Origin of the sequence: Paucibacter sp. JuS9, assembly GCF_044043925.2 — a bacterium.
Taxonomy (GTDB): domain Bacteria; phylum Pseudomonadota; class Gammaproteobacteria; order Burkholderiales; family Burkholderiaceae_C; genus JAUASW01.
On record NZ_CP194172.1, the window covers coordinates 4831554 to 4854621 of the forward strand.

A 23068-nucleotide genomic window follows, 5' to 3' on the forward strand; every position below is an offset into this window, starting at 1 on the left:
AAATAGCGCTTTTCGACTCGACGTGGCCTCGCGCGGCTGCGCGACCCACCCGTGAGTTCTCCCACTACGGCGCATCGTTCGCCGGCGGCACTGGCCGCACTGACCCTGGCTGCGCTGGGCGTGGTCTATGGCGACATCGGCACCAGCCCGCTGTATGCGCTGAAGGAAGTCTTCCATGGTGGCCATGTGCCACTGACGCCCGAGAACATCCTCGGCGTGCTCTCTCTCCTGTTCTGGACCATGACCACGGTGGTCTCGGTCAAGTACGTGCTGCTGATCCTGCGCGCCGACAACAATGGCGAAGGCGGCCTGATCGCCATGTTGGCCCTGGCCACGCAGGCAGTGAAGGACAAGCCGCAGTTGCGCCGCGGCCTGATGCTGGTGGGCCTCTTCGGCACGGCCATCTTCTTCGGCGACGCGGTGATCACGCCTGCAATGACGGTGCTGGGCGCGGTCGAAGGTATCGATGTCTATGCGCCGCAGTACCACGATGCCATCGTGCCGATCTCGCTGATCGTGCTGGCGGGCCTGTTCTCGGTGCAGCGCTTTGGCACCAGCGGCGTGGGCAAGTTCTTCGGGCCGGTGATGTTGATCTGGTTCGCCAGCCTCACGCTGCTGGGCCTGCCGCAGATCATCGAGAACCCCAAGGTGCTCGCGGCCATCAACCCGATGTACGCCCTCGATTTCTGCCTGCACTACGGCTGGATCGCCTTCATTGCGCTGGGCGCCGTGGTGCTGGTCGTGACTGGCGGCGAAGCGCTCTATGCCGACCTCGGCCACTTCGGCAAGAAGCCGATCCGCATCGCCTGGTACAGCATCGTGATGCCGGCGCTGGTGATCAACTACTTCGGCCAGGGGGCCTTGCTGCTCGAGCGGCCTGAGGCGATCAAGAACCCCTTCTACCTGATCGCCCCTTCCTGGGCCGAGCTGCCCCTGTTCGGCCTGGCCACGCTGGCCGCCATCGTCGCTTCGCAGGCGCTGATCACGGCGGCGTTCTCGGTCACGAAGCAGGCGATCCAGCTGGGCATCCTGCCTCGCATGCGCATCGTGCACACCTCGGTGCGCGACACCGGCCAGATCTATGTGCCCTTCATCAACTGGGGCCTGTTTGCCTTTGTGGTGCTGGCCGTGGTTTTCTTCGGCTCGTCCAGCAAGCTGGCAGGCGCCTATGGCGTGGCCGTCACGATAGACATGACCATCACCACGGTGATGACCTTCTACGTGATCCGCTTCGGCTGGAAGTACCCGCTGCTGCCCTGCATCCTGGCCACGGGCGTGTTCTTCCTGATCGACATCACCTTCCTCGCGTCCAACCTCCTGAAGGTGGCGCATGGTGGCTGGTTCCCGCTGCTGATCGGCATCTGGATGTTCACGCTGATGCTGACCTGGAAGCAGGGCCGGCGCCTGCTCAGCGACAAGCTGCGGCACGACGCCATCGAGCTGCCTGGCTTCCTCGAGGCCGTGTTCATGAGCCCGCCGGTGCGCGTGCCCGGCACTGCCGTGTTCCTTTCCGCCGAGCCTGGCGTGACGCCCAACGCCTTGCTGCACAACCTCAAGCACAACAAGGTGCTGCATGAGCAGAACCTCTTTGTGACGGTGAAGCATCACGAGGTACCCTGGATCGGTTTCGACAAGCGCGTCGAGATGGAAGCCATGGGCAACGATTGCTGGCAGGTCGTGCTGCACTTCGGCTTCAAGAACGAGCCCGACGTGCCTTATGCGCTCAAGCTGCTGGAGCAGCATGGTGTGCAACTGGATGAGATGGAAACCAGCTACTTCCTGTCGCGAGACATCGTCATCCCGACGATAGGCTCGGGCATGGCCCTGTGGCGCGAGAAGCTGTTTGCCAGCATGCACCGCAATGCGGCGGCCGCGGCCGACTTCCTGCACCTGCCGACCAACCGGATCGTGGAGCTGGGGTCGAAGGTCGAAATTTGAGAGGCGGCTTGCGGCACGTTGCGGACGCTTGCCTTCTTCCTCGAAGGTGCGTCGAAGATCAGGCCGCCAGCGGGTTCCCCTGCGCTCGTGTCCCCCGGCCCTGGCTGCGCCAGGTCCTCCTCCTTTACCTCGCTTCGGGAAACCCACTGCCGACCTGATCCGCACCACTGTGGCGTTCGCCTGGTGGCATGCGCAGGTTCGGCCGAGGGTGTCGGGTGAGGGTTTGGGCGAGGTAAAGGAGGAGGATCGGGCGAAGCCCGGTCCGGGGGACAGGAGCACAAGCCCTCACCCGATGGCCTCGGCAGCGCGAAAGAAGGAAACAGCATTTGGCTGCTATGTGCCGCCTCCTGGCATTCAGGCCAATGCGGCGCTGTGATGCCCCTGCGCATCAAAGCGCACCACCGTGCCTTGCGGAATCAACTCCCAGCCCGTGTGGTCGTCCACCAGCGGCTCGGAGGCCACCAGCAGGCCGCGGGTCTCGAAGTGGTGCAGATAGAGCGTGGGCGCGCGCTTGTCGCTCGAGTAGCGGAAGGCGTGCACCTGCTTGCCGTCGGCCAGCGCAGCAGCAAAGCGCAGCGGCGCCTGGATGTGCAGGACGTGCATCATCGCCAGCGTTTCATTGAGTACCTGGCTGACCGCATCGGGCACCGTCTCGCCCATCTCCATGCGCGCCAGGATCAGCAGGAACAAGAGCTCTGAATCGGTCGCGCCCTTGCGCTGCGCGTACAGATGATCGGGCAGCCGGGCCTCCATCGCACGGCGCAACTGGCCGTAGCCGCCAATCTGCCCGTTGTGCATGAAGAGATAAGGCCCGTAATGGAACGGGTGGCAGTTCTGCCGTGCGATGCCGGTGCCGGTGGCCGCACGCACATGCGCAAAGAACAGGTGCGAGCGCACATTGGCGCACAGGCCCAGCAGGTTCTCGTCCGACCAGGCCGGCATCACCTCGCGGTAGACGCCGGGCGCCTCGCGTTCGCCATACCAGCCGATGCCGAAGCCGTCGCCGTTCGTGACCACCTTGGCCTCGTCGGCCCGCAGCGACTGGCGCACCAGCGAATGCGGCGGCGTGCAGACCAGCTCGTCCAGGAAGATCGCATCGCCTACATAAGCCAGGAATCGGCACATGTTTGACTCGCTCGCTATGCTTGGTCCATGTCGATGATCCAGCAACGCCTGCAACAGCTTTCGCTCAGCGCCATCGTGGCCGGTTTCGTGGCCGTGCTGGTCGGCTTCACCAGTTCGGTGGCCATCGTATTCCAGGCCGCCCAGGCCGTGGGTGCCAACGCGCAACAGACCACCTCGTGGATCTGGGCGCTGGGCCTCGGCATGGGCATCACCAGCCTCGGGCTGTCGTTGTGGACCCGGCTGCCGGTCAAGGTTGCGTGGTCCACGCCGGGCGCTGCATTGATCGCGGCCACGCAAGGGCTGACGCTGCCGGAGGCGGTGGGCGCCTTCCTGCTCTGCGGCGCGCTGATCCTGGTCAGCGGCCTCACGGGCTGGTTCGAGAAGTTGATGGACCGCATCCCGCTTGCCGTGGCGGCTGCGCTGCTGGCCGGCGTGCTGGCACGTTTCGGGCTCGATGCGGTGATGAGCGTGAAGACCGCGCCCTTGCTGGTGCTCCTGATGGCTGCGGCCTATCTGCTCGGCCGGCGCTGGTGGCCGCGCTATGCGGTGCCTGGCGTGCTGCTTGTGGGGATCCTTGTGGCCGCCGGGCAGGGCCATCTGCACATGGACGCCGTGACGCTTGAATGGGCGCAACCGGTCTGGACAACACCGGACTTCAGCTGGGCCGCGGCCATCGGCGTGGGCCTGCCACTCTTCATGGTCACGATGGCCTCGCAGAACCTGCCCGGCGTGGCCGTGCAAAGGGCGTCCGGCTATCAGACTCCGATCTCGCCGACCATCACGGTGACAGGTCTTGCCACCTTGATCCTGGCGCCCTTTGGCGGCTATGCCTTCAACCTCGCGGCCATCACCGCGGCCATCTGCATGGGCCGCGAAGCGCACGAAGATCCGGCGCGCCGCTACTGGGCGGCAGCCATGGCCGGTGTTTTCTACATCCTGCTTGGCTTGTGTGGCGGCGCGGTGGTTGGCCTGCTGGCCGCGTTCCCGAAGGAGCTGGTGGCCGCGATTGCCGGCTTGGCCCTCTTGGGCACCATCGCCGGCGGCCTGGCGCAGGCCTTGAAGGAAGAGCAGCATCGCGATGCCGCGATTCTCACCTTCCTGGTCACGCTGTCGGGCGTTTCGATGCTGGGCATCGGCTCGGCCTTCTGGGGGGTGGTCGCCGGCACGGTTTCCCTGTTGGTGCAACACTTCCGCAAACGCGCCTGAAGCCGCAGGCGCCCGAGACCGATTCAAGAGAGATTGCCCATGAAGATGCTTTTCGTCGCCGACCCGCTCGAGTCCTTCAAGATCTACAAGGACACCACGTTCTCGATGATGCGCGAGGCCGCCCGCCGCGGGCATGAGCTGTGGGCCTGCCATCCGGCCGATCTCGTGTGGCGCTCCGGCGGCCGCGTCGTCGCTCGCGCTGCACGAGCGATCACGCTGACCGGTGACGCCGATGCGTGGTTCAACGTCGTCAGCCAAGGCGAGCTGGCCCTCGCCGACACCGATGCGGTGATCATGCGCAAGGACCCGCCTTTCGACAGCGAATATTTCTACGCCACCCACCTCCTGCAGCAGGCCGAGCGCGAGGGCGCCAAGGTCTTCAACAAGCCGGCGGCGCTGCGCGACCATCCCGAGAAGCTCTCGCTGCTGGAGTTCCCGCAGTTCAGCGCGCCGACCCTGGTCACGCGCAGCGAGGAGGCTGTCCGCGCCTTCCACAAGGAGCATGGCGACATCATCCTGAAGCCGCTGGACGGCATGGGCGGTACCGGCATCTTCCGCGTCGGCGCCGACGGCCTGAATCTCGGCGCGATCATCGAGACGCTCAACAAGGGCGGCGCCGAGACGGTGATGGTCCAGCGCTACCTGCCGGCCATCAAGGACGGCGACAAGCGCGTGCTGGTGATCGGGGGGCAGGTCGTGCCTTTCTGCCTGGCGCGCATACCGCAAGGCGGCGAGGTGCGCGGCAACCTGGCGGCTGGCGGCAAGGGCGTGGCGCAGCCGATCAGCGCGCGCGACCGCGAGATTGCCGAGACGCTGGGCCCCATCCTCGCCGCGCGCGGCCTGCTGCTCGTGGGCCTGGACGTGATTGGTGACTCGCTCACCGAGATCAACGTCACCAGCCCGACCTGCTTCCAGGAAATCACCGACCAGACCGGGTTCGACGTGCCCAGGATGTTCATCGACGCGCTGGAACGCAGCCTCTGATCAAGCCGGCGCCAGGGCGCGCAGCAGGTCGCGCCAGGTGACGATGCCGACCGGACGGAATGCCTCGTCGACGACGGGCAGGCAGGACACACCGTGCTCGAGGAACATCTGCACCGCCTCCGTGATCGTGGCCTCGGGCCGCAGCGTCAGCGGCTTGCGGCTCATCACCTGATGGACCCGCTTGTTGAGCGTGGCCTGGTCGCGCGGCGTCTCGACGATGGTGCCCGCGAACGGGCTCAACGCCCGCAGCAGGTCGCGATCGGAGACCACGCCGAACAGCCGGCCTTCCTCGACTACCAGCAGGTGGTGGAACCTGGCCTTGTCGAAGATGTTCTTGACCGTGTTCAGGCTGTCGTCCAGCTCCACGGTCACCGGCGTGGTCGACATCAGCTCGCGAATCTGCGTCATCTGTGGGCGTCTCCGGCCAGGTGCTGGCGCCAGCAGATTTTGCCGCGTCCCCTTATGCTTCGCCAACGCAATTCAAAGGAGCTGTTCGATGATCACCACCCGTGCCGCCGTTGCCTGGAAGGCGGGCGCCCCGCTGACCATTGAAGAAGTGCAGCTCGAGGGCCCGCGCGCCGGTGAAGTGCTGGTCGAGGTGAAGGCCACAGGCATCTGTCATACCGATGCCTTCACGCTCTCGGGCGCCGACCCCGAAGGGATGTTCCCGGCCATCCTCGGCCACGAAGGCGCGGGCATCGTGCTGGAGGTGGGCGCGGGCGTCACCTGGCTCAAGCCTGGCGACCATGTGATTCCGCTTTACACGCCCGAGTGCCGGCAGTGCAAGTTCTGTCTCTCGCGCAAGACCAACCTCTGCCAGGCGATCCGCCCGACGCAGGGGAAGGGCCTGATGCCTGACGGCACATCGCGCTTCTCCATCGGCGGCCAGCCCATCCTGCACTACATGGGCACGTCCACTTTCTCCAATCACATCGTGGTGCCAGGTATTGCCCTGGCCAAGATCCGCGAGGACGCGCCGTTTGACAAGGTCTGCTACATCGGCTGCGGCGTCACGACAGGCGTGGGCGCCGTGCTGTTCACCGCCAAGGTTGAAGCGGGCGCCAATGTCGTGGTGTTCGGCCTCGGCGGCATTGGCCTGAACGTGATCCAGGGCGCCAGGATGGTGGGTGCCGACAAGATCATCGGCGTCGACATCAACCCGGGCCGCGAGGCGATGGCGCGCCAGTTCGGCATGACGCATTTCATCAATCCGAAGAACGTGGCCAACGTGGTCGACGAGATCGTGCAACTGACCGATGGCGGCGCCGACTACAGCTTCGAATGCGTGGGCAATACGACGCTGATGCGCCAGGCGCTGGAGTGCACGCACAAGGGTTGGGGGCGCAGCATCATCATCGGCGTGGCACCCGCCGGTGCCGAGATCAGCACGCGGCCCTTCCAGTTGGTGACTGGCCGCAAATGGGAGGGTTCGGCTTTCGGCGGCGCGCGCGGCCGCACCGACGTGCCCAAGATCGTCGACTGGTACATGGACGGCAAGTTGAAGATCGACGAACTGATCACCCACAAGCTGCCGCTGGAACGCATCAACGAAGGCTTTGACCTGATGCATCGCGGCGAATCGATCCGCGCGGTGGTGGAGTTCTGATGACGGAGCTTTTGAGCGAGCATCGCTGCTTTGGCGGCGTGCAGCGCTTTCATCGCCACGAGTCGGCCGAGATCGGCTTGCCGATGCGCTTTGGCCTTTTCGTGCCGCCCCAGCCGCGTGCGCTGCTGGTGTTCCTCGCGGGCCTGACCTGCACCGAGGAGACCTTCGCCATCAAGGCCGGTGCGCAGCGCCTGGCGGCTGAGCTGGGCCTGGCGCTGCTCACGCCAGACACCAGCCCGCGCGGCGCGAACGTGGCGGGTGAAAGCGAGCGCTGGGACTTCGGTGTCGGCGCTGGCTTCTATCTCGATGCCACTCAAGAGCCTTGGGCCAGGCACTGGCGCATGGAGAGCTATCTCCTGAACGAACTCGTGCCGCTGGCGCAGACCGAGCTGGGCCTGGACGCAGCGCGCACCGGGCTGTTCGGTCACTCGATGGGTGGCCATGGGGCCTTGACGCTGGCGCTGCGCCATCCCGGGCGCTTCGCCTCGCTGTCGGCCTTCGCGCCGATTGCCAATCCGATGCAGTGCCCCTGGGGCCAGAAGGCTTTCACGGGCTATCTCGGCGACAACACGCAGCCCTGGCGCGCCCACGATGCGAGCGAGCTGATGCGCGCTCAGGACGCCGCGCCATACCCGGCCGGCATCCTCATCGACCAGGGGCTGGCCGACAAATTCCTGGCCGAGCAACTGCAGCCGGAGGCCTTCGAAGCGGCCTGTGCGACGGTGGGGCAGCCGCTGACCCTGCGTCGCCATGAGGGCTACGACCATGGCTACTACTTCATCGCCAGTGTGATGGACGAGCACTTGCGCCATCACGCCGCCCGGCTCGGCGCCGCCGAGGCGCCGTGAGATGAAAAAAGCGGCCCGCAGGCCGCTTGCTACTGGCGGGATCGAAGCCGCGAGGCTTACTTGAAGTCGCCCGCAAACACGAGCTGGAAGCGGTCCAGCTTGAAGTGCCTGCGCAGCGCGGCGTTCACCGCTTCCGGCGTCAATTGCGCGATCTGGTCGAGCTGCTGCTGGCGCTGCGTCATCTTGCGCTCCAGATGCAGGTCGCTCGCCAGCATGCCGGCCAGGGCCGCATCCTGAGCCAGACGCAGGCGGCTTTCGCTGAGCAGTGACTGGCGGCCGTCAAGCACTTCCTCGGCCGTGAAGCCGTCAGCCAGCGCGCGAGCGACTTCCTCACGCAGCGCGGCTTCGACCTTGGCACGGTTCTGCGGCGCGAAGATCGCGTACAGATACCAGCTTGAATCCGCATCGCGCGGGCTCAACTGCACGCCTGAACCGACGCCGTAGGACAGACCGTCCTTTTCGCGGATGCGCAGCCACAGGCGCGAGCTCATGCCGCCGCCGAGCAGGTGGTTGGCCAGCTTCAGGGCCGCATGGTCCGGATGAGCGTCGTTCAAGGACATCGGCAGCAGGCCGAACAGCATGGCATTCTGCTTTTCAGGCGTGGCCACCTGTTGCAGGTGACCCGGCTTGGTCGAGGCGGTGTCGGCAATGCGGGTGTAGCCCTGCTGCGCCTTCCAGTCGCCGAGCGCCTGCGCCGTGGCGGCCTGGACTGCCGCTGCATCGAAGTCGCCGACCAAGGCCAGCTCGGCCGACCCAGCGCCGTACAGGCGGCTGTGGAATGCCTTGACCGCGGCGAGCTTGACGGCCTTCAGATCGGCTTCCTGCTCGGCAAAGTTGCGGGTATGGCGAGCGTCGCCGCGCGGGTACTCGTTGAGCGCCGCAGATGCAACGACCGGCGCCAGCGCCTGCGGCTCATCCTTTTGCGACTGGATGCCGGTCAGGCCTTGCGCCCGCAGCTCTTCCAGCGCCGCGGCATCGAAGCGCGGCTGGCGCAGGATCTCGCCTATCAGCGCCAGCGCCGGCACGGCGTACTCGCGCTTGGTGCTCCAGCTCACGTGCACCATGTCCGGCCGCGGCGCAGCAATGGTGAGCTCGACCTTGAGGGCTTCGAGTGCATCCTTCAATTGCTCGCGGCTGCGCTTGAGCGTGCCCATCTTCAGCATCGCCGCAGTCAGCTCGGCCACGCTTTGCTGGCCTTGCAGGCTCTGGGCCGAACCCAGGTGCAGTGTCAATTGGCCACGCACCGCTTCGCCGCGGGTGGGCTTGGGCAGCAGTGCGAGCTGCAGGCCGTTCTTCAGGCGCGAGGTCTGCGTGGCGCGCTCGACATTGGCCGGCGTTGCATCGAAGGCCGCCACTTCGGCGGCTGCGGCCTGTGGCTTGAAGCTGGCCATTTCCTTGTCGAGCTCGACGAAGGCGGGCTTGGGTGCGCGCTGCGGTTTGTCGGTCGGGATGTACTGGGCCAGCGTGCGGTTGCTGCGCAGGAAGCGCTCATTGGCGACGCGCTGCACGTCTGCGAGCTTGGCGGCCTTGACACGGTCACGCAGCAGGAAGAACAGGCGCCAGTCGCCTTGCGAGATGAACTCGGACAGCGTCACGCCCACGGCCTCGGGGCTGGTGAAGCGTTTTTCCCAGCTGTTGAGCCAGCGGGTGCGTGCGCGCTCCAGTTCGGCGGCTGTCACCGGCTTGTCGGAAAAACCTTCGACGACGCCAATCAGTTCCTTGTTGAGCGCATCCTGCGATGCCTTCGGCGCCAGCTCGGCCATCAGCATGGTGAAGCCGGGCTCGGCCAGGGCCAGGCCGAAATGTCCGACCGAGGAGGCAAGCTTGGTCTGCTCGACCAGGCGCTTGTGCAGACGGCCGCCCGGTGCTTCAGACAGGACCAGCTGCAAGAGTTCGATGGCGGCGTAGTCGGGGTGCGGGCCCGGCGGCACGTGATAAGCGGCCAGCGATTGCGCGGTGCCGCCCACCCGGCGGATCGTCACCAGCGATTCACCGTCCTGCACCGGGTCGATGGTGTAGGTCGGCTTGCGCGGCGCTTGCGAGGCCGGCAGTTTGCCGAAGCTTTGCTCCACCCAGTCCAGCACCTTGTTCGGGTCGAACTTGCCCGAGACGATCAGCGTCGCGTTGTCTGGCTGGTAGTAGCTCTTGTAGAAAGCCTGAAGGCGGCCGATGTCCACGTTCTCGACATCAGCCCGAGCGCCGATCGTGTCCTTGCCGTAGTTGTGCCACTGGTACATCGCGGCCAGCGCGCGCTGCGAGGTGACATTGCCCGGGTCGTTCTCGCCCATCTCCATCTCATTGCGCACCACCGTCATCTCGGTGTCGAGGTGGGCCTTGGCGATGAAGCTGTTGACCATGGCATCGGCCTGCCAGTCAAGGTACCACTGCAGGTTGTCGTCGTTCGCGGCAAAGGCGGCGAAGTAGTTGGTGCGGTCGAACCAGGTCGAGCCATTGGCCTGCAGGCCGCGCTTGGTGAACTCGCCCCAGGGCTCCTTGTACTTGGGGCTGCCCTTGAAGATCAGGTGCTCCAGCAAGTGGGCCATGCCCGTCTCGCCGTAGTTCTCGTGCCTGGAGCCGACGCGGTAGGTCACGTTGACCGTCGTCGTGGGCTTGCTGGCGTCGGGGGCCAGCAGGATCTGCAGGCCGTTGGGCAGGCGGTACTCGGTGATGCCTTCCACCGCATTCACGGGCTTCAGGCTATGGGCGTTGAGCACGCCAGAGAGCCCCGCCAGGCTGAGCGCCAGTGCCAGCTTCTTCATCGTCTCGTTCATTTTTTGTCGGTTCTCCATGTCCTCCGAGGGCCCTTGGTGAGCCCTTCCCCGGGGGCGCACAGTCTAAGCGCCATGGGTGGGGAGGAACCTTCGTCAGGCTTTGACGGACGACAGGAGCTCGAGCCTGGAAGCCTGGTTCTGCTGGTACAGCGACACGGCCTTCAGGGCGGCCTGTTGCTGCATCGTGGCCTGGGCGGCCTGGCTGCTTTCGGCGGCGAGGTCGGCGTCGACCCGGCGGCTGCGCGTGGAGGCGAGCGACTCATAGCTGACCGACAAGCCGCTGACCGTTGCTTCCAGGGCCGACTGTGCGGCGCCGATGCTGGCCTGCTGGTCGCTCACCTGGGCCAGTGCCTGGTCGATCTTGCCGATGGCATCGCGGGCGCTTTCCGGGCTGGTCACCGAGGTGGCGTCCAGTCCCAGGCCCTGGGCCGATACATCGGCGAGATCCAACTGCACGCCTTGCTCTTCGCTGGTCTGGATCTTGGCGCCGAAGCTGCCGTCGAGCAGGGGGCGGCCGTTGTAGCGGGTGCCGGTGGCCTGCTGGTTGAGCGTCTCGGACAGCTTGGCGTATTCGATGTCGATGGCCGTGCGGTCGCGGACCGTGAGGCCGGCTTCATTGGCTTGCAATGCCAGCTCGCGCATGCGCTGCAGGGCGGCGTTGACCTGGCCCAGGGAGCCGCTGGCTGTATCAGTGAGTGAGAGGGCGTCGCTGACATTGCGGCGCAACTGGCTGGAGGCGCTGAGCTGAGCGGAAAGGCGCACGGCAATAGCTGCGCCAGCCGCATCGTCGGCGGCGCTATTGATGCGCTTGCCACTCGCTATCCGCTGGTTGGCTCTGTCTCTGGAACTGTTGGCTTGGTCGAGTTGGCGCGCGTTGATTTCGATGCCGTTGGCCATGAGCCTGCCTCGTCAAGAATCGCTCGCGAGCCTGAAGGATAGAGCCACAAGGGGCCTGATGTCGAGCCATCAGGGACAATCCGGGTATGAATCCCCTCGACTGCACGTACGCGCGGCACTGATATGGCCGTCCTTTCCATCTCCAACGCCCATCTCGCCTTTGGCCATGTGGCCCTGCTCGACGGTGCGAATTTCGCCCTGGAAACCGGCGAACGCGTCGGCCTGATCGGCCGCAACGGTACGGGCAAGAGCTCGCTGCTGAAGATCCTGGCCGGTATCGACAAGATGGACGACGGCCTCCTGCAACTGCAGCAAGGCCTGACCAGCGTCTATGTGCCGCAGGAGCCCGAGCTGCGACCGGAAGCCACCATCTTCGAGGTGGTCAGCGAAGGCGTGGCCGAGGCCAAGGCCCTGCGCGAGCGCTACGAGATCCACGACGAGAACGACGACCTGGCCTGGGTCCAGGAGCGCATCGAGCACATCGGCGCCTGGAACTGGGAACAGCGGGTCGACGAAACCCTGCACCGCCTGGGCCTGGATGGGGACCGTGTGGTCGGCTCTCTGTCCGGCGGCTTGAAGAAGCGGGTGGCGCTCGGCCGCGCGCTGGTGGCCCAGCCGGATGTGCTGCTGCTTGACGAGCCGACCAACCACCTGGACCTGGACGCGATCACCTGGCTGGAAGGCCTTTTGAACGACTTCAAGGGCTCGCTGCTGCTGATCACCCACGACCGGGCCTTCCTGGACAACGTGGCCAACCGTATCGTCGAGCTGGACCGCGGGCAGTTGCGCGGCTACCCGGGCAATTTCGCCGCCTTCCAGGCCGCCAAGGCCTATGAGCTGGAGAACGAGGCACTGTTCAACGCCCGCTTCGACAAGCTGCTGGCGCAGGAAGAGGTATGGATCCGCAAGGGCGTCGAAGCCCGGCGCACCCGAAGCGTGGCGCGCATCCAGCGACTGGAGGCCATGCGCCTGGCCCATGCGGCCCGCCGTGATGTGCAGGGCAAGGTCAGGCTCGATATCGACACCGGCGGCGCCAGCGGCAAGATCGTGGCCGAGCTGGAGAACGTCAGCAAGAGCTACGGCGACCGCTGCATCGTGCGCGACTTCACCGCCACCATACTGCGTGGCGACAAGGTCGGCCTGGTGGGTTCCAACGGCGCCGGCAAGACCACACTCTTGAAGATGATCCTCGGCGAGCTGCAGCCCGACTCAGGCACGGTGCGCCAGGGCTCGCGCCTGACGGTGGCGTACTTCGACCAGATGCGCGACACCTTGAACCTGGACGCGACCTTGGCTGACACGATCAGCCCGGGCAGCGAGTGGATCGAGATCGGCAGCCAGAAAAAGCACGTCAAGAGCTATCTGGGCGACTTCCTGTTCTCGCCGGCGCGCGCCAATTCACCGGTGCGCAGCCTCTCTGGCGGCGAGCGCAATCGCCTCTTGCTGGCGCGCCTGTTCGCCCGCCCGGCCAATGTGCTGGTGCTGGACGAACCGACCAACGACCTCGACATCGAAACCCTGGAGCTGCTGGAAGAGCTGCTGGCGGACTACGACGGCACGGTCTTCCTGGTCAGCCATGACCGCCGCTTCCTGGACAACGTTGTCACCTCGACCATCGTCAACGAGGCTGACGGCCGTTGGCGCGAATACGAAGGCGGTGTGCAGGACTGGCTGATACAGAGCAAGCGTGCGGCTGCCTTGCAGGCCAAGCAGGCCGCCGCTGCACCGGCCCCCGCGCCGGCTCCGGCACCCGCTCCGGCCCCTGTTGCGGCGGCTGCGCCCAAGCGCAAGCTCAGCTACAAGGAGCAGCGCGAGCTGGACGAGATGCCTCAGCGCATCGCGGCGCTTGAGGCCGAGCAAGCCGTCCTGAACGGCCTGCTCAATTGCAGCGAGCTCTACAGCCAGGGTGCTGCACGCATCGCCGAAGTGACCGAGCGTGCCGCCGCCATCGACGGCGAGCTGCTGGCGCTGATGGAGCGCTGGGAGGCGCTCGAGGCTCGTTGAGGCCCTTCAGAGCTTGTTCAGCTGGCTGGCCGGAACCAGGCTGCCCTGGCCGCGCAGCTGGACCACCAGCTCGCCATGGCGGATCACCACGTATTCGATCGTGGCGGTCTTGCCGCCATGGTTGACCTTGTCGCCAGGCTTCAAGGGCGCTTGCATGGGGGGCAGCACGATGGGACGGGGCGGCGCGGCCTTGGGCGCGGCCGGCGCTTTCATCACCTGCATCATCCGGGCATGGAGCTCGGGCCGTTCCTGGGCCATGCTGTCCAGCGACTTGCGCATGGTGTCGCGCAGGTCGGCGGCAGTGAAGGGCTTCTTCAAGACAAAGCGTGCACCGGCCTGTGCCGCGCGGGCCTCCAGCTCGGGCGTGATCTCGAAGCTCAAGAGCGCCAGTCGGCAGCCCGGGTGCGCCTGCTGCAAGTGCTGGTGCAGGCCGAAGGCATCCATCTCGGCCTTGGGAAAGCTGTCGCTGATCAGGAAGTCGGGCTTGAAATCCAGCCCCTGCTGCAGCGCGCTGGCGATATCGCCGCAGCAGCGGATGCTGTCGGCGGGAAACCCGTAGCTCTCCAGCAGCTGGCGGGCGAAGGTCTGGACACCGGGCAGCGGGTCGACGATCAGGAATCGAAGCGGGTTGGCGGCGCTCATGCAGCTGGGAACTTCCATTGGTGATGGCGGTGATACTAGCGGCCTCTTGCCAATTTCCGATCAAGCGAATGACGCCTTCACGATCATTTTTTTGCGCGATGTCGCTGCTGTCCGCGATGCTTCTGCCGAACGGCGTGAAGGCTGCCGGTGGGCCACCGCTGTGGGAGGCGGGACTGCTTGGATTCAGCGCCAGCCAGAATGCCTATCCAGGCGCCAGTGAGCGCACACAAAAGACGCTTGTCCTGCCTTGGCTGATCTATCGCGGCCCCTTTTTGCGTGCTGATCGTGGCAGCGTCGGCCTGCGGGCGGTGCGTACGCCCGAGTTCGAGCTGGATCTCGGCTTCGCCGCTGCGCTGGGCGCGAGCTCCGAAAAGGTGCAGGCCCGCAGCGGCATGCCCGACCTGGGGTTGCTGCTGGAAGCCGGCCCCAAGCTGCGCTGGAACCTGGCCGAGCAGGGCGCGCTGCGCTGGCGTGCCGACCTGCCGCTGCGCGCGGTGTTCGACGCATCGGACTCGATGAAGATGCGCGGCTGGTCGCTGGAGCCGGCCTTGCAGCTGGAGCATCGGGGCGAAACCTGGATGAGCAGCTGGAGCGTGGCTGCGCTGCTGGGCAATCGGCGGCTGGCCGATACCTTCTACGGTGTGGCACCCGTCTACGCGACGGTCGAACGGCCCGCCTATGAGGCACGCGCCGGCCTGATTGCCTGGCGCGCCAATCTCGCGGTTTCACGCGCCCTGGCAAAAGATTGGCGCGTGTTCGGCTTCACGAGGCTGGAAAGCCTGGGCGGCGCCGCCAATCGCGCCAGCCCGCTGGTGCAGCGGCACAGCGGTGTGAGCTTTGGCATCGGCCTGTCCTGGAGCGGCTGGCGTTCGGACCAGTCAGCCGCCGATTGACTGGCTCCTAGAGCTCCTGCCGCAGCTGCTGCAGGAGCTTCCAGAAACGCGCGTCCTGCGCCGTGGCGAAGTTGATGCGCATCAGCGTGCCGGCGCGCCGCGTCGCGCTGAACAGGAGGCCGGGCGCTATCAGCCAGCCCAGGTCGAGCAGGCGCTGGGCCAGGCGCTCGGTATCCACGCCCACATCGACCCAGCCGAACAGACCTTGCGGTGGCGTGATGAATTGGCAGCCGGCTTCCAGCGCCAGTCGAACAGCTCGCTGGCGCGCTGCGTCCAGCCGGGTCGTGACGCGCTCGGCATGCCGGCGCAACTGCCCTTGTTCCAGACACAGCGCCACGGCCCGCTCCAGCAAGGGGCTGGTGGTGAGCGTGGACAGGAGCTTCAGGTCGGTCAGCTTCTCGATGCGCTCCGTGCTGCCCGCCAGATAGCCCACGCGCCAGGCGGGCGTGAGGATTTTCGAGAAGCCGGAGACATAGAGCGTGCGCTTCAAGCCATCGAGCGCCGACAAGCGCGGCGCATGGTTGGGCGCCATGAAGGCATAGGTGTCGTCCTCGACGATGAGGAAGTCGCCTCGCTCGGCCAGTCTCAGGATCTGATGGGCTGCGGCCAGGCTCAGGGTCTGGCCGGTCGGGTTGTGCAAGACCGAGACGGTCACGTACATGCGCGGCCGGTGCTCGTCGACCAGGCGCTCCATTGCCGCGAGATCGGGCCCGTCCGCGCCGCGGGGCACCGGCAGCAGGCGCATGCCGGCTTGAGTCAGGCGCGCGTACTCGATCGCCCAGCCGGGATCGTCCACCAGCACGGCATCGCCGGGCTGCAGGAGGCCGCGGGTGATCAGGTCCAGCGCATGGGTCGCGCCCACCGTGGTCAGCACCTGCGCCGGTGTGGCTGCGATGCCGAGGTCTGCATTGAGGCGCTGCGCTAACACCTCGCGCAGCCGCACGTCGCCGCCGGGCTCGCCGTATTGCAGGGCCAGCGCGTCGGCGCTCTGGCTCACCACCTTGCGCAAGGCGCTCTGCAACATGGGCAGGTCGAGCCAATCGGCGGGGAGGGTGCCGAGACCCGGCGAGGTGGCTGCTTCGGCCTGGAACATGCCGCGTATCAGCGCCGTGGCATCGAAGGGCTTGTGCGCAGGCGTTGCCGCAGCAGGCGCAGCACGAGCGGCCGGCTTGGGCCTGGGCGCGGCCTCGCGCACGAAGAAGCCGCGCTGCTTGCGCGCTTCCAGCAGTCCCGCAGCGAGCAACTGGTCATAGGCCGCCACCACGGTGTAGGGGCTCACGCCATGGTGCTGCGCGCAATCACGCACCGAGGGCAGGCGGGCGCCGGGCAGGAGCAGGCGCTGCTGGATGCGCTCAGCGAATCGCTGCGCCAATTGCTGGGCCAGCGGCACGCTGGAGCCGCGGGTCAGGGTGTCGCGTGGAGCGCTTGTGCTGGTGTTCATGCCAATACAGATCCGCAGGATGTCTGGCCAAGTGTATTGGTTCTGTACTGGTCGAGGCGGCTAGACTGGGGCGATGAAAGCTGAACGCATGCTCGGCATCCTGGGCGGCATGAGCTGGGAGTCGACCAGCCACCTCTACCAATTGCTGAACCGCGGCGTGGCCGCGCGCCTGGGCGGCCTGCACAGCGCCAATCTTGTGATGCGCAGCGTGGACTTCGAAACCATCGCGGCCCTGCAGCGCAGTGACGACTGGGCCCAAGCCGGCGCCATCCTCGGCGAAGCGGGCGCTGGCCTGAGGGCTGCCGGTGCGCAGGCCTTGCTGATCGCAGCGAACACCATGCACAAGGTGGCCGACGAGGTCGAGCGCCTCAGCGGCCTGCACTTGATCCACATCGTCGATGCCACGGCCGAAGCCTTGAAGCAGGCCGGCGTGCGCCGCGCGGGCCTGCTGGCCACGCGTTACACCATGGAAGGCGCGTTCTACCGCGAGCGCATGCGCGAGCGCCACGGCATCGAGATCCTCATTCCCGGTGATGCGACCCGTGCTGAAGTCCATCGCGTGATCTATGACGAGCTGTGCCTGGGCAAGGTCTGCGAGCCCTCGCACCAGTTCTACCGCCGCGCCATCGCCGAGCTGGCGCAGGTGGGCGCGCAAGGCGTGATCCTTGGCTGCACCGAACTCTGCCTGCTGCTCGATACCGAGCGCGATGGCGACATCCTGCCGCTTTTCGATGGCACCGCCCTGCATGCGCAGGCGGCCGTCGACTGGCTGACCTCCGATAATTCCTGAAGGCTCTTTGAGAGCCGCAACCGAGACCCCCATGAGCAGCACTGTCTGGACCCAAGCGCGCCGCGCCGCGCGCATGAACCCTTCCATCATTCGCGAGATCCTCAAGGTCACCGAGAAGCCCGGCGTGCTGTCGATGGCGGGCGGCCTGCCGTCGAGCGACACCTTCCCGGTCGATGCCCTGAAGGCCGCCTGCGACACCGTGCTCAGCAAGAACGCCAAGGAGGCGCTGCAATACGCCGCCAGCGAAGGCTTTGCGCCGCTGCGCGAATGGGTGGCCGAGCGCGTGAAGGCGCTGGGCATGAACATCAGCCCGGACCAGGTCTTGATCACGAGCGGCTCCCAGCAGGGCCTGGACCTGGTGGGCAAGATCCTGTGCGACCAGGGCGTGCCGGTGGCCGTGGAAACGCCCACCTATCTCGGCGCGCTGCAGGCCTTCACGCCCTATGAGCCGAACTTCACCAGCCTGGAAACCGACGAAGGCGGCGTGCGCCCCGAGGCCTTCGGCCGCCTGGCACATGATGCACCCGGCACGCGCTTTGCGTACCTCCTGCCCAACTACCAGAACCCCACCGGCCGTGTGATGAGCCTGGAGCGCCGCGAAGCCGTGATGGCTGCAGCCAAGGCGGCTGGCGTGCCGGTGGTTGAAGACAACCCCTATGGTGACCTCTGGTTCGACGAAGCCCCGCCGCCGGCGCTGGCCTCGCTGTGGCCCGAAGGCACGATCTATCTCGGCTCCTTCTCCAAGGTGCTGACGCCGGGCTTCCGCCTGGGCTTCCTGATCGCGCCCAAGGAGCTGTACCCGAAGTTCCTGCAGGCCAAGCAGGCGGCCGACCTGCACACGCCCGGCTTCAACCAGCGCGTGGTGCACGAGGTGGTGAAGAACGGTTTCCTCGACCAGCATGTGCCCAAGATCCGCGCGATCTACAAGGCCAACCGCGATGCGATGGCCGAGGGTCTGCGCAAGCACCTGCCCGAGGGCTGCGAATGGCAGAGCCCCAAGGGCGGCATGTTCTTCTGGATCCGTCTGCCGGAAGGCTTTGACGCAATGGCGCTGCTGCCACTGGCGGTGGAGGCGGGCATCGCCTTTGTGCCGGGCGCTGCGTTCTATGCGCAGTCGCCGGACCCGCGCACGATGCGCCTGTCCTTCGTCACCTTGACGCCCGAGCTGATCGCCGACGGCATCGCCATCCTTGGCAAGGTCTTGCGCGAAGCGATGGCCGTCGTCGACGAGCCCACGCCCTGAAGAGCGACGTGATGCAGGCGCAGGGCTGGCGTGTTGATCGCGAATGGACGGCCGAGGATTTCGACGCCATCCACGCCTTCCTCAGCCGCGCCTACTGGTGCGAAGGCATACCGCGCGAGACGCTCGAGCGGGCCATGCGCGGCTCGCTCAACTTCGTCCTGCGCAATGCCACGGGCCACCTGCAGGGCTATGCCCGCGTCATCAGCGACCAGGCGACATTTGCCTATCTCTGCGATGTCTTCATCGATGAATCGCAGCGCGGCCAGGGCCTGGGTGACTGGCTGATCGGTCAAGTGATGGCGGCCCGCGAGCTGCAAGGCCTGCGCCGCTTCTCACTGTTCACCCGCGATGCCCATGGGCTCTACGAGCGCCATGGCTTCAAGCCGCTCGCCACGCCCAACCGCGGCATGGAAATCGTGCGCCCCGGCCTCTATCTCCAACAAGCCTCCAAGCCATGAGCCTCTTGCGCCGTTTTGTCCAGGTCGATGTGTTCACCGCCGAGGCGCTGAAGGGCAATGCGCTGGCCGTCGTGGTCGATGGTGGTGGTTTGAATGAGGCCGAGATGGCGGCATTTGCGCGCTGGACCAATCTGTCGGAGACGACGTTTCTCCTGCCGCCCACGGATGCTGCTGCCGACTACCGCGTGCGCATCTTCACGCCGGGCGGTGAGCTGCCTTTTGCCGGTCATCCGACGCTGGGCTCGGCCCATGCCTGGCTGGCCAGCGGCGGCGATCCGAAGAAGCCCGGCGAGGTGGTGCAGCAATGCGAGATCGGCCTGGTGCGTGTGAAGCGCACGGGCCAGCGACTGGCGTTTGCCGCGCCGCCGCTGCGTCGCTCTGGGCCTGTCGAGCCCGAGTTGCGAGCGCAAGCCTTGCGCTCGCTGGGCATTGCCGAGGCCGATCTGCTGGACCTGGTCTGGGTTGACAACGGCCCGGCATGGATGGCCGCACGCTTGAAGAGCGCCGAGGCCGTGCTCACCTTGAAGCCGGACTTCGTCGCAATGAAAGGCTTGAAGCTGGGCGTCGTCGGCGCCTATCCGGCCGGCTCTGACCTGCAGTTCGAGGTGCGGGCCTTTGTGCCGGACATCGGTGTGCCTGAAGACCCGGTCACCGGCAGCCTGAACGCCGGCCTCGCCCTGTGGCTGATGCAGGCCGGCCATGCCGCCGACCGCTATGTGGCCGGCCAGGGCCAGGCACTCGGCCGTGACGGCCGCGTGCATGTCTCTCGCGACGCCGAGGCGACCTGGATCGGCGGCGATGTGACGCCGCTGATCCATGGACAAGTCCGGCTGTAGGCGCGCGGCCTTACCTCTCGGATTGGAAGGCGTCGTGGCAGGCCTTGCAGGTCTTGCCGACGGCGCCCACGGCGGCCTTGATCTGGGCCAGGTCACCGCTCTTGCCAGCCGCGTCGAGCTTGGATGCCTCGGCCTGGAAGGCTTCGACGGCTTCCTTGAACTTGCCGGCCTCGCTCCAGACCTCGGGCTTGGCGCGGTTGGGCAGGCCCTTGTCGGTGCCGGGGCCGAAGGAGTTGAAGGGCAGCTTGGCCAGCAGGGCCACCAGATGCGCGTTGTCGGCGGCAACCGTGGCGTCGAAGGGAATGCGACCCTGGGCCATGCCGTTCAGGCGGCCGAAATGTGCACCCATCAATGTCATCGCCGACTGACGGTACTTGATCGCCTGTTCGGGGCGGGGTTGCGGCTGGGCATGGCTGGACAGGGCGACGCACAGCGGCAGTGCTGCACATGCGGCGATCTTCAAATGACGCTTCATCCTTGGATCCTCATTCTGCAAGGTTGGCAGGGGCTGCGACCGGTCGGCCGCGCCGGGCGAGTGTATGGAATTTGCAGCTTCGGCATGCTGCGGTATCGTTGCCGCCTTGTTGCAGTTTTCAAGAAGGCATGACCGAAGGTCAACGCGAAGAAGTGCGGGTCTGGGACCTGCCAACACGACTGTTCCACTGGGCCCTGGTGCTGTGCGTGTTCGGTTCGGTCGTGAGCGCCAAGGTCGGCGGCAATGCCATGGTCTGGCACATGCGGCTGGGCTATGCCGTGCTGGCACTGGTGGCTTTTCGGATCCTGTGGGGCCTGGTCGGCGGTCGCTGGTCGCGCTTCACGCATTTCATCTACAGCCCGGCTTCCATCTTTCGCTACCTGCGCCGCAAGCCCAACGCGGGCGAGCGCTTTGATGTGGGCCACAACCCGCTGGGTGGGCTCTCGGTGCTGGCCATGCTGGCCTGGCTGCTGCTGCAGATCGGCTCGGGCCTGATTGCCGACGACGAGATAGCGACCACCGGCCCCTTGATTCGCTTCGTCTCCGGCGACGCGAGCCTGGCCTGGACCGGCTATCACAAGAGCTGGGGCCAATGGGGCATCTTCGCGCTGACGGGTCTGCACATCGCAGCCATCCTGTACTACCGCTTCGGCCATGGCCACGATCTGATCGGGCCGATGCTCAGTGGTGACAAGAAGCTGTCGTGCGGTGCGCAGGCTTCGCGCGATACCTTGGCCACGCGCGTCTTTGCCTTGACCTTGTTGCTGGCTTGTGCGGCGGCGGTGTATCTGATGGTGGTGATCGGAGAGGGGGGTGGATGAGCCAGCCTTTGGTTGAGTTGATCGTGCCTGAGAGCACGGAGCATTGGGATGAAGTGAGGCGGCTGCTCATCGACTACAGCGAAAGTCTGAAGGTCGACCTGTGCTTCCAGGGTTTCGAGGCGGAGCTGGCGAGTCTGCCCGGACCTTATGCCGGCGAGACGGGCCTGTTCCTGCTGGCGCTTGTTGACGGGCAGGCTGCGGGTTGCGGGGCATTCCGAGAACCTGCCGGATTCCGACTATCCGAACGCCTGCGAGATGAAGCGCCTCTTCGTCCGCCCGGCCTTCCGCCGCTTTGGCCTCGGCCGCACGCTGGCTCAGACGCTGATAGACCGGGCCGCGCAGGCCGGCTATTCAAACATGCTGCTGGATACGCTGGACGATATGGAGGCGGCGCGCGGCCTGTACGAGAGCCTCGGGTTCGAAGAGGTGCCGCCCTTCTATTTCAACCCGATCCCGGGCGCGCACTACCTGAAGGTGGAGCTGGGCTGACACCAACCCTGGTTACGGCGGGTTTCGGCCCTAGCATCGCGACCATGAGCGAATTCAAGATCGAGCAAGCGGGCCCGACGCCCGCGCGCCTGGGCGAATCCCCAGTCTGGAGCATGGCCGAACAGGCGCTGTACTACGTGGACATTGCCGCGCATCAGGTCTTGCGCCTGGGTGCAGACGGGCGCCTGAAGCAATGGCAGATGGACGCCGAGCCCGGCTGCATTGCCTTGACTGGAGGCGGCTTGCTGGTCGCACGGCGCGATGGTCTCTGGTGTCTTGACACCGCTAGCGGCGAGGAGCAGCAGATCGCTCCACCACCCTTCGACCCGGCCAGGCAGCGATTCAACGACGGCAAGACCGACGCCGCCGGCCGCTTCTGGATCGGCACGATCGATGACGCCCGGGCGCCGCAGGCCGCGCTCTACCGCTGGGCTGACGGCCAGTTCACGGCCATGGCCGACGGCATCACCAATTCCAACGGCCTGGCCTGGAGCCCCGACCAGTGCACGCTGTACTGGACCGACACCAAGGCGCATGAGATCTACGCCTTTGATTTCGACCTTGCCACCGGCGGCATCGCGAATCGCCGCATCTTCGCCAGCTTCGAGCCGCGCGCCCCTGGTCAGCCCCTGGAGGCATACGGCGGCCGGCCCGATGGCGCCGCCATCGACGCAGAAGGCTGCCTCTGGGTGGCGATGTACGAGGGCGCCCGGCTGGTGCGTCTTGCGCCGACGGGCGAGCTGCTGGGCGAGGTTCGCCTGCCGGTGCGCTGCCCGACCATGCCGACCTTCGGCGGCCCCGATCTGCGCACGCTCTATGTGACAAGCGCGCGCGATGGCAGGCCGCAGGAAGAGCTGGCTCGCGAGCCCTGGGCGGGCTGCGTCCTGAAGCTGCAAACGGCAGTGCCAGGCCGCCCGCCGAACCTGGCGCGCCGCTGAACGGGACTTCCGGCACTGTTGGAGTGCGCCGACCTCGCCACTTTTTGGGGCGGGCACCCAGGGTTTGTCAGGAAACTTCGGGTTTCCACATATAATCTTTGGGTTTTGCCGACAGCCCCCGGATCGATCGTGACCCCTACTGAGACGCGCGACAAAGTGCTTGCAGCGCGGAATGCCAAGGCAGGCACCTGGGATGACGAGAAGTCCGGAGATGCGGGCGGCGAAGCAGCTTTCAAGGTCCTGACGCGAGAAGAAGCCCAGGCCCTGCGAGCGAAAAACCCCTTGTTGTCACCGTGGAAGGTGGTCGCGGCACAGGCTGCGGCGGGCGTGGTGTTCACCGCGCTGTGGTGGTTGTTCGCCGAAGGAAGTGTGAAAGCGTGGTCGGCGCTGTATGGCGCCGTCGCGGTGGTGCTGCCGAATGCCTTGATGGCATGGGGCACGACCCGGCGTCAGGTCACGAACGCAAGCGCTGCGGTGCTTTCGTTTGCGGTCTGGGAGCTTGTCAAGATTTTGCTGGTCATCGCCATCCTGGTGGTGGTGGCCAAGCAGGTGGCTGATCTGAGTTGGGTGGCGATGCTGCTGACCATGATGGGCTGCCTGAAAGTTAACTGGCTGGTCCTGCTCACGCGGGGCCGAAACAAAAGCATTAGCGACGGAAACTGA

Annotated in this window: 21 protein-coding genes and 1 pseudogene; 15 read left to right on the forward strand and 7 right to left on the reverse strand. The window is 66.2% G+C overall.

Annotation, left to right across the window (positions count from 1 at the left end; translation table 11 throughout):
* Window positions 1-51 precede the first annotated feature (51 nt).
* Window positions 52-1938 (forward strand): potassium transporter Kup, encoded by a 1887-nt coding sequence (locus ABT392_RS21560; protein ID WP_334277579.1) that lies wholly within the window; start codon window positions 52-54, stop codon window positions 1936-1938.
* A gap of 354 nt (window positions 1939-2292) precedes the next feature.
* Here ABT392_RS21560 and ABT392_RS21565 read toward each other — a convergent pair whose 3' ends face one another.
* On the reverse strand, window positions 2293-3063 hold the full coding sequence (locus ABT392_RS21565; protein ID WP_334277578.1) for a class II glutamine amidotransferase: 771 nt from the start codon (window positions 3061-3063) through the stop codon (window positions 2293-2295).
* 33 nt (window positions 3064-3096) lie between these two features.
* Here ABT392_RS21565 and ABT392_RS21570 point away from each other — a divergent pair, with 33 nt between their 5' ends.
* Window positions 3097-4269, forward strand: coding sequence for a benzoate/H(+) symporter BenE family transporter (locus ABT392_RS21570; protein ID WP_334277974.1), 1173 nt, complete (start codon window positions 3097-3099; stop codon window positions 4267-4269).
* 39 nt (window positions 4270-4308) lie between these two features.
* Entirely contained in the window at window positions 4309-5253 is a 945-nt protein-coding gene (gshB, locus tag ABT392_RS21575; RefSeq protein WP_334277577.1) for a glutathione synthase, read from the forward strand.
* Here gshB and ABT392_RS21580 read toward each other — a convergent pair whose 3' ends face one another.
* Complete coding sequence (locus ABT392_RS21580; RefSeq protein WP_395384571.1) at window positions 5254-5661, reverse strand: CBS domain-containing protein; 408 nt, start codon at window positions 5659-5661, stop codon at window positions 5254-5256.
* Window positions 5662-5752: 91 nt separating this feature from the next.
* Here ABT392_RS21580 and ABT392_RS21585 point away from each other — a divergent pair, with 91 nt between their 5' ends.
* Window positions 5753-6859, forward strand: coding sequence for an S-(hydroxymethyl)glutathione dehydrogenase/class III alcohol dehydrogenase (locus ABT392_RS21585; RefSeq protein ID WP_395386800.1), 1107 nt, complete (start codon window positions 5753-5755; stop codon window positions 6857-6859).
* Window positions 6859-7707: an S-formylglutathione hydrolase gene (fghA, locus tag ABT392_RS21590; RefSeq protein WP_395384570.1), complete on the forward strand. Its 849-nt coding sequence runs from the start codon at window positions 6859-6861 to the stop codon at window positions 7705-7707. The genes ABT392_RS21585 and fghA overlap by 1 nt, the downstream gene beginning before the upstream one ends.
* A gap of 56 nt (window positions 7708-7763) precedes the next feature.
* Here the strand turns inward: fghA and ABT392_RS21595 are convergent, their stop codons facing one another.
* A complete protein-coding gene (locus ABT392_RS21595; protein ID WP_395384569.1) occupies window positions 7764-10478 on the reverse strand; it encodes a M16 family metallopeptidase in 2715 nt (904 codons plus the stop codon).
* A 93-nt stretch (window positions 10479-10571) separates the two neighbouring features.
* On the reverse strand, window positions 10572-11375 hold the full coding sequence (locus ABT392_RS21600; RefSeq protein ID WP_395384568.1) for a flagellin: 804 nt from the start codon (window positions 11373-11375) through the stop codon (window positions 10572-10574).
* Between the two features lie 123 nt (window positions 11376-11498).
* Here ABT392_RS21600 and ABT392_RS21605 point away from each other — a divergent pair, with 123 nt between their 5' ends.
* Window positions 11499-13379 (forward strand): ATP-binding cassette domain-containing protein, encoded by a 1881-nt coding sequence (locus ABT392_RS21605; RefSeq protein WP_395384567.1) that lies wholly within the window; start codon window positions 11499-11501, stop codon window positions 13377-13379.
* A gap of 6 nt (window positions 13380-13385) precedes the next feature.
* Here ABT392_RS21605 and ABT392_RS21610 read toward each other — a convergent pair whose 3' ends face one another.
* The gene (locus ABT392_RS21610; RefSeq protein ID WP_334277571.1) at window positions 13386-14021 is read right to left on the reverse strand and encodes a response regulator; all 636 of its coding nucleotides are present in this window, start codon (window positions 14019-14021) and stop codon (window positions 13386-13388) included.
* 116 nt (window positions 14022-14137) lie between these two features.
* On the opposite strand from ABT392_RS21610, the gene ABT392_RS21615 reads away from it, so the two are divergent.
* On the forward strand, window positions 14138-14914 hold the full coding sequence (locus ABT392_RS21615) for a MipA/OmpV family protein (protein WP_464970861.1): 777 nt from the start codon (window positions 14138-14140) through the stop codon (window positions 14912-14914).
* Window positions 14915-14921: 7 nt separating this feature from the next.
* On the opposite strand, the gene ABT392_RS21620 is transcribed toward ABT392_RS21615, so the two are convergent.
* A complete protein-coding gene (locus ABT392_RS21620) occupies window positions 14922-16355 on the reverse strand; it encodes an aminotransferase-like domain-containing protein (RefSeq protein ID WP_334277569.1) in 1434 nt (477 codons plus the stop codon).
* Between the two features lie 73 nt (window positions 16356-16428).
* Here ABT392_RS21620 and ABT392_RS21625 point away from each other — a divergent pair, with 73 nt between their 5' ends.
* From ABT392_RS21625 to ABT392_RS21640, 4 genes are read left to right on the forward strand one after another with little or no spacing between them, the layout of a single operon-like run.
* Complete coding sequence (locus ABT392_RS21625) at window positions 16429-17145, forward strand: aspartate/glutamate racemase family protein (RefSeq protein ID WP_334277568.1); 717 nt, start codon at window positions 16429-16431, stop codon at window positions 17143-17145.
* Between the two features lie 31 nt (window positions 17146-17176).
* Complete coding sequence (locus tag ABT392_RS21630; protein ID WP_334277567.1) at window positions 17177-18388, forward strand: aminotransferase-like domain-containing protein; 1212 nt, start codon at window positions 17177-17179, stop codon at window positions 18386-18388.
* 11 nt (window positions 18389-18399) lie between these two features.
* A complete protein-coding gene (locus ABT392_RS21635; protein WP_395384564.1) occupies window positions 18400-18846 on the forward strand; it encodes a GNAT family N-acetyltransferase in 447 nt (148 codons plus the stop codon).
* Entirely contained in the window at window positions 18843-19682 is an 840-nt protein-coding gene (locus ABT392_RS21640; RefSeq protein ID WP_395384563.1) for a PhzF family phenazine biosynthesis protein, read from the forward strand. The genes ABT392_RS21635 and ABT392_RS21640 overlap by 4 nt, the downstream gene beginning before the upstream one ends.
* Window positions 19683-19692: 10 nt before the next feature.
* Here ABT392_RS21640 and ABT392_RS21645 read toward each other — a convergent pair whose 3' ends face one another.
* Complete coding sequence (locus tag ABT392_RS21645; protein WP_334277564.1) at window positions 19693-20157, reverse strand: c-type cytochrome; 465 nt, start codon at window positions 20155-20157, stop codon at window positions 19693-19695.
* 128 nt (window positions 20158-20285) lie between these two features.
* Between ABT392_RS21645 and ABT392_RS21650 the strand changes: the two genes are divergently transcribed.
* The 4 genes and pseudogenes from ABT392_RS21650 (at window position 20286) to ABT392_RS21665 (ending at window position 23068) form a co-directional block, all read left to right on the forward strand.
* Entirely contained in the window at window positions 20286-20978 is a 693-nt protein-coding gene (locus tag ABT392_RS21650) for a cytochrome b/b6 domain-containing protein (protein WP_334277563.1), read from the forward strand.
* A pseudogene (locus tag ABT392_RS21655) lies at window positions 20975-21467 on the forward strand (GNAT family N-acetyltransferase). The gene ABT392_RS21650 and the pseudogene ABT392_RS21655 overlap by 4 nt, the downstream one beginning before the upstream one ends.
* Window positions 21468-21511: 44 nt before the next feature.
* Window positions 21512-22405 carry an SMP-30/gluconolactonase/LRE family protein gene (locus ABT392_RS21660; protein ID WP_395384561.1) on the forward strand — a complete coding sequence of 298 codons (894 nt, stop codon included), beginning with the start codon at window positions 21512-21514 and terminating at the stop codon, window positions 22403-22405.
* Between the two features lie 129 nt (window positions 22406-22534).
* Window positions 22535-23068, forward strand: a complete 534-nt coding sequence (locus tag ABT392_RS21665; protein WP_334277560.1) for an ATP synthase subunit I — start codon at window positions 22535-22537, stop codon at window positions 23066-23068.